Origin of the sequence: Microcystis sp. LEGE 08355 (genome assembly GCF_015207185.1) — a bacterium.
GTDB lineage: Bacteria > Cyanobacteriota > Cyanobacteriia > Cyanobacteriales > Microcystaceae > Microcystis > Microcystis panniformis.
The window spans coordinates 1-5,997 of the sequence record NZ_JADEXI010000280.1 but is presented as its reverse complement, the minus strand read 5'-3'; the positions used below and the strand labels follow the sequence as shown (position 1 = coordinate 5,997).

Sequence of the window (5,997 nt, the reverse complement as noted above, 5' to 3'; positions counted from 1 at the left end):
TTTTCATAATTAGGGGTCTCAATATCCCCCTAGCGGCCACCGAGAAAATCTTCACCAGATAAGTATTTTTACTCAAGTCTCTGGAGGGGGACAGCTTATGTGACAGTTGAGGGTGCGGAATGTGGGCTAGAGGCTGAAGCGGGGAACAAGGACGCAATCAGAGCCAAAACAGATAGGCGCAAGGAGCGTTAATGGGGAGACAATAAGGGAAAACCAGAAAAAGCATCCAACTTCAGAGCAACAATCTGAGCTAAAAATGTTGACTCAACCTTCTAAACTCGCAGAGCTTTCGTTACGGTATCTGCTATCCCTAGAGTTGAAGGTGGGTGAAGTGGTCAACCCTAAATTGTCAAAACAATCCAACAGTCGGAACGAAGAAAAACGATGATTAGGTCAAGAGAAAAGTCGAAACTCAAGTAGGTTGGACGAGCAACGTAACCCCTAACATCGGGTAGGACGAAGCGTAATTGCTTCGAGGTAATCAGAACACAAGAAACCAAGTAGAGACCAGTTAGACTCATGATTAGTAATAGTTTTAGAGAACTGTGGAGCAACATTCCGTGGAAGAAACTCCGACGGAATCTATTCCGGCTACAATGTAGATTGTGGAAAGCCATGCGAGTAGGAGACAAGGCAAAAGCCAAAAATCTTCAAAAGCTAATCTTAAAATCTCGAAGTGCTAGATTACTGGCAATTCGTCAAGTAACTCAACTAAACGCTGGTAAGAAGACAGCAGGAATAGATGGGAAAGCATCACTTTCATTCCGAGAAAGGTGGGAATTAGAATCAGTCCTAGAAGCCAAAGTCTGGGATTGGCAACATCAGGGACTGAGAAAAATTCCCATAGCCAAAAAGGATGGAACAACACGGATGCTCAAAATTCCTACCATCTCAGATAGAGCTTGGCAAGGCCTTGTCAAATATGCCCTAGAACCTGCCCACGAAGCAACATTTCACGAAAGGAGCTATGGTTTTAGACCCGGACGTTCCGCTCACGATTGTCAAAAAATACTCTTCTTAAATTTAAGAAGTAGTAGCAACGGATTAAACAAAAGAATCCTAGAATTAGACATCGAGAAATGCTTCGATAGAATCAACCACAACACCTTAAGGGAATTAATCATCGCTCCCCAAAGCATCAAAGCTGGATTGATGAGATGCCTAAAAGCAGGAGTTAACCCAGAATTTCCTGAACAAGGAACTCCCCAAGGAGGTGTAGTGAGTCCATTACTAGCAAACATCGCTCTCAACGGAATAGAGAATATACACTACTCAGTCAGATATGCTGACGATTTGGTGTTCCTTCTTAAACCCCAAGACAAAGCGGAAGAGATTCTTGAAAAAGTCGCAAGTTTTCTAGCTACAAGAGGTCTAAACATTAAGCCATCGAAGACAAGGTTAGTAGCCTCGACAGAAGGATTTGACTTTTTAGGATGGCACTTTGTTGTGCAAGCCAACGGAAAATTTAGAAGTTATCCCTCAGAGGAAAACTTTAAAGCCTTTCGTCAGAAAGTTAAAGCCATCATCAATCACTCGAATTATGGGGCAAAGATTAAAGCCCAAAAATTAGCTCTAATAGTCAGAGGATGGAGAAACTACCACCGCTATTGTCAACTGAATGGCTCAAGATTATCATTATGGCAACTTAATTATAGGACATATAAAGTGTTCTTAAAAGAAAAAAAGGTAAACCGCCAGATGGCTGCAAATTTAGTCAAAAAAGCGTTTCCACCTGTGCCATATTCAGAAAACAAGCACATCAACGTTAGAGGAGATTATTCGCCTTTTAACGGTGACTTAGTTTACTGGTCTAAGAGACAGTCCAAACTTTACGATGGAGCAACTTCTAGGTCTTTAATCCGACAGAACCATACCTGTGGATATTGTGGCTTGAAATTTATTGATGAGGAAAGAATACATCTGCACCACATCGATAGAAATCACGCTAATGGTCGAGCCAATAATCTTTTGGCAGTACACGAATCATGCCACGATTACATCCACAGGTGCAAAAGTGAAAGCTAAGATTATCGGGAGCCGAGTGCGGTGAAAGTCGCACGCTCGGCTCTAAGAGAGAGGTGCGGAGGATAATACCTCCCATCGACTCTACCCACCTTATCTAATGTTCAAAATCCGTGCGTTACGCTAACGCTAATACCATTTTTCTTTATTCCTGGACTTCCCCCGTATAAACATACTAGCTATGGCTAAAAGTCTTACAGAGCCTGAGTTAAAGCAACACAATACCAATGAACTACTGGACACAAAATCCTGAAGTTCTTACGCAGATAGGGTTTGAGGCAAAAATTTTCAAATTTGACCTTTAGACTATTATAGCTTGTTTCGGGGCAGAAAACCAGCAAAAACATGGCTACAGAGGGAATCCCTTACTCTAGAGATTAATGACACTATCTGTTAAAATCAGGTTAGCGATCACTATACAGCCAACTCTACGGAATCGCTCTACTCCAGATACAGTCAACGGTACAGCCATTTTTAAGTAAAAAATGTACCCAGTAGCCTCTTTTCAATTTTTTCTTAGAAGCGACCTGCAGTAAGGGTTTTGTTAATTTTTTAGTATTTATGTATGGGGGAAGTCCAGTTATTCGTGGCAGACATTCTACTCCTTTCTCCCAAAAAGGGAGAAGGGTTGGGGGTGAGGGAATTAACCATCTCTGCCATTACTTTAGAAAAATGGTATAACACAGGCTACATCATATCGATCGCAAAGATTAAGTGATTGCCAAACACACCCTATCAATTCAAAAGAGCGAGATCGTTCAGGTTAAAATGGAGAAGGCAGTCAATGGGGCAAGGCTATGACAGTTCGGCAAAGGCGTTACAGCAAAGAGGAGATGGCTCGTCGGGGGAAAGAACTCTACGAGTCTGGCATTCGGCAGCAAGTCGAAGCGGGTAATGAGGGTAAAATTATCGCGATCGACATCGAAACCGGAGATTTTGAGGTTGATGAAACGGTCGTAGCTGCAACCAATCGGCTATTTGAGCGTAACCCTGATGCCCAGCCTTTTGGAATTCGGATTGGACACCGTGCCGTGTATCACTTTGGTTCGCGGAGCTTAAAGAAGAATTCATGATACATGGAGTCTTGTTTGATTTTTACACTGCAACAGTCATTTGGGATGGGCAATATCGCGAGGTTGATATCGCAGCATCAGAGACAGAGCCGTTGCTCGGAATGGCGATGCTCTACGGTTATCGATTGCAGGTGGATAATGTTGAGGGCGGCATCGTTGAGATCAAAGCATTGTGATCCCATTAAGAAGTGCGATGCCGAAGGCACTGCATAGCAGATCGCCGATCTTGTAGTGGACTGTTTCAGCTAAAATAGGGCAATAGATTTCGGCTTAAAGTCTTAGATTATACAATTTCTAGCATTTTTCTAATACACCAAATTAGCTGAAACAATCCACTACTGAATATACAGCCCTGAGAGCAGAGAGCCTTCAGGCTGATAATATTTGCCTATTACCTAGGGTCTGCTGAAAAAGTACGGGCGAAGCATTCGGATAGAAAATCTACGGTTTCACCGATAGGTTATTGCCCGAATGCTTCGCCCCTACAGGACACGGGCCGATGAAGACGCAAGGTTTTGAACGACGATTCTCTCAAAATCTTGCACCTGTGAGAGCAAAACAGAACCCTAAAACCCTTACCTCGTCTATATTTCACATTTATTCAGCAAGCCATACCTATTGGGTGTAGGCAGGTAAGTCTTGACTCATTTGGTTTAAGGTGCTGGCAATGGCTTTCATCGTCATAAAAGCCGAGCTAAAGGCGATTAGCTCATTTAAGGGATAACTTCGACTCTCAACCCGCAAGCTCAGTAACTGCTTCTCAAGAGATTCAATTTCTTCGATGAGCAATCCTAACCTTGGTGGGTTGAGAATGACCTGGGCAGCGATCGCCTCAGCCATTTCATCAAAAGCGATCGCGGTTTGTTGTGCGATCGCTTGTAATTCAGGTAAAAACTTTTGTCGTATCGGTTCAGGAAGCGGTTGCTGTAGCCCATCTTGTAAAGCATCCAGTTGAGCCCAGAGTTTTTGTTCGTAGCCAATGGAGAAATTCCAAAAATTTTGGTGTTTGGTTGCTAAAACTGTGGAAATTTGTTCGAGACTGGCAATCTTAACCGAGGCTGGATGTTGAGCGATCGCCACTGTGATGGCCTGCTTCAGTTGGGCGATATCTGACGGTGGTATCGCATCCTGAAAATAGCCTGACAGCAGTTTTTGATATAGCTGTCCCATTTTCTTAAAAGTCACAGAAAAATCTGTTTCCAGTTGGTTTGTAGCCGATTTTGTCATAAATACAGTGGTCAGCAACACCCCCAGAAACGCACCTACGGGAACTGAAATCAGTGCAGCCCAAATTCCTTGCTCGAAAAAAGGAAAAATATCCTTCCCGATGGCATCGGCTGCTACAATCGCACCGATGCGAGCGATCGGCGTAAACCCTAGCCAAGCACAACTGAAGTAGGCGAAAAAATAAGCCAGACTGCTACTAAAAGGATTATAACCAAAGGACTTGACCAACAGGTAAATACAGAGAATTGTCAAACTCAAGGAAACAGTGGCCGCCCAACCGATCGCGATCGCTCGCCCCCTTGTCGGTTGAATGACAGTGACCACTGCACCTATTATCACAATATCTGCCACTTTTTCGTAAGCAGAAGGATAGGGAAACTCGATGTGACGAATAATAGCCAGTAACAAACCAATAACCAGGCCAAGACTGACAATTTCTCTCAGGCGTTTTAGGGATATAGGGGCCCATTTGGGAAAGGTAATCAGGTGTCTTCGCCTGAAAGTTGCAGTTACTTTGGTTTTATCGATTATCCTGCCTCCTAATCCCTCGCATTGTTGGATAAATCGAGATACAAGTTGAATAAATTGATAAAACTGTAGTGATTCTTGAACATCATACCGGTCAATCTCTCCACTTGTTCGGAGATGATCAAGTTTACCCCCAATATTCGCTAAATCTTCTTCTAATTCTCTGAGGTAAGGGGTAGCTAAGATTTTTTTGGCGTTACTCAGAGCCCTCAAGCTATCAAAGCTGTCAGTAAGATGAGTCGCCAATTGGTTTAATTCATCCCTGAACTGATGCACTAAATTTTGTTCATGCTTTTCGCCTTTAAAAGCCATCAGATCAGCTAATTGTCGAGTCAATTGGTTCTGAATTGCCAAGATTTCACTCCAATTTTCTGCCACCAATATCTCACTACCGAATTCATGGGTTGCTTTTGTGAGCATTGAAAGGCTAGTTTGTGTTGATTTTTTAATCTGATTGAGTAGGTTAAGCTCGTTCTGCTCAATAGAAAGAGGATAATCCCGCTCGTCGACCTCAGTTTTTAGGTAGCGATCGAGGATTTTTTGGAACAAGCGAGGTATATCTTGAAGGATTCCCATCAAATTCCGGTTGAGATCGGATCGAGTATTCTGGGGCCAAAATAGTAAGGCCACAGCAATTCCCACAGCGATTCCGATCCAGTTATCGATCAGGCGCGATCGCAAATAGAGCCAGATATTTTGTTGTGCTGATGTTCCTACCACTCTCATGGCAATTAAAGCGCCCAGTAGTGTGGCTTGGGAATAAGCGGCTTGCCATCGGTAAGGTTCACAGATCAGGGCGGCTAAAATGTAGGTGAGAGAGGGAATGACAAAAAAACTTGAGCCTTGGATTCCGTAGGCGTTCACCAGGATAGCGGCAATGATTCCCCCCAAAGCACTTCCCCCCAAACGCCCCAAACCTGCGGCGATCGCACCTCCCATGGATGGCTCAATCAGTACAGATACATACCCAAAGACGGGATAGACAAAGTTGTCTAATACATTTCCTCGGTGCCAAAAGAAACTCGTTAAGAGAGCAGCACCCAGGGAAAATTTCAATCCCTGTCTGATCATTAGCCCGTTTTTACTGTCCAAGGTATCTCTAAGTAGGGTTTGCTGAAAAAGTTTTGCGTGGGGGTAGGGTGTGGGG

4 protein-coding genes and 1 pseudogene are annotated in these 5,997 nt (G+C 43.6%); 3 read left to right on the top strand and 2 right to left on the bottom strand.

The genetic code is table 11. The annotated features are described in order from the left end of the window. Window positions 1-341: 341 nt before the first annotated feature. On the bottom strand, window positions 342-521 hold the full coding sequence (locus IQ242_RS14585) for a hypothetical protein (protein ID WP_193960459.1): 180 nt from the start codon (window positions 519-521) through the stop codon (window positions 342-344). Between IQ242_RS14585 and IQ242_RS14580 the strand changes: the two genes are divergently transcribed. The 3 genes and pseudogenes from IQ242_RS14580 to IQ242_RS14570 form a co-directional block, all read left to right on the top strand. Next, window positions 520-2,025: a reverse transcriptase domain-containing protein gene (locus tag IQ242_RS14580; protein ID WP_193960458.1), complete on the top strand. Its 1,506-nt coding sequence runs from the start codon at window positions 520-522 to the stop codon at window positions 2,023-2,025. The two genes, IQ242_RS14585 and IQ242_RS14580, sit on opposite strands and share 2 nt — an antisense overlap. A 794-nt stretch (window positions 2,026-2,819) precedes the next feature. Continuing rightward, on the top strand, window positions 2,820-3,095 hold the full coding sequence (locus IQ242_RS14575) for a hypothetical protein (protein WP_002776327.1): 276 nt from the start codon (window positions 2,820-2,822) through the stop codon (window positions 3,093-3,095). Window positions 3,096-3,103: 8 nt separating this feature from the next. Beyond that, a pseudogene (locus IQ242_RS14570) lies at window positions 3,104-3,271 on the top strand (clan AA aspartic protease); the annotation flags it as partial. A gap of 439 nt (window positions 3,272-3,710) precedes the next feature. Here the strand turns inward: IQ242_RS14570 and IQ242_RS14565 are convergent. Continuing rightward, a complete protein-coding gene (locus IQ242_RS14565) occupies window positions 3,711-5,921 on the bottom strand; it encodes an FUSC family protein (protein WP_193960457.1) in 2,211 nt (736 codons plus the stop codon). Window positions 5,922-5,997 lie beyond the last annotated feature (76 nt).

Excerpts from the sequence above, each read along its gene's own strand:
- IQ242_RS14580 (WP_193960458.1), top strand. The coding sequence starts at position 520 with ATGATTAGTAATAGTTTTAGAGAACTGTGGAGCAACATTCCGTGGAAG.
- IQ242_RS14585 (WP_193960459.1), bottom strand. The coding sequence starts at position 521 with ATGAGTCTAACTGGTCTCTACTTGGTTTCTTGTGTTCTGATTACCTCG.
- IQ242_RS14575 (WP_002776327.1), top strand. The coding sequence starts at position 2,820 with ATGACAGTTCGGCAAAGGCGTTACAGCAAAGAGGAGATGGCTCGTCGG.
- IQ242_RS14565 (WP_193960457.1), bottom strand. The coding sequence starts at position 5,921 with ATGATCAGACAGGGATTGAAATTTTCCCTGGGTGCTGCTCTCTTAACG.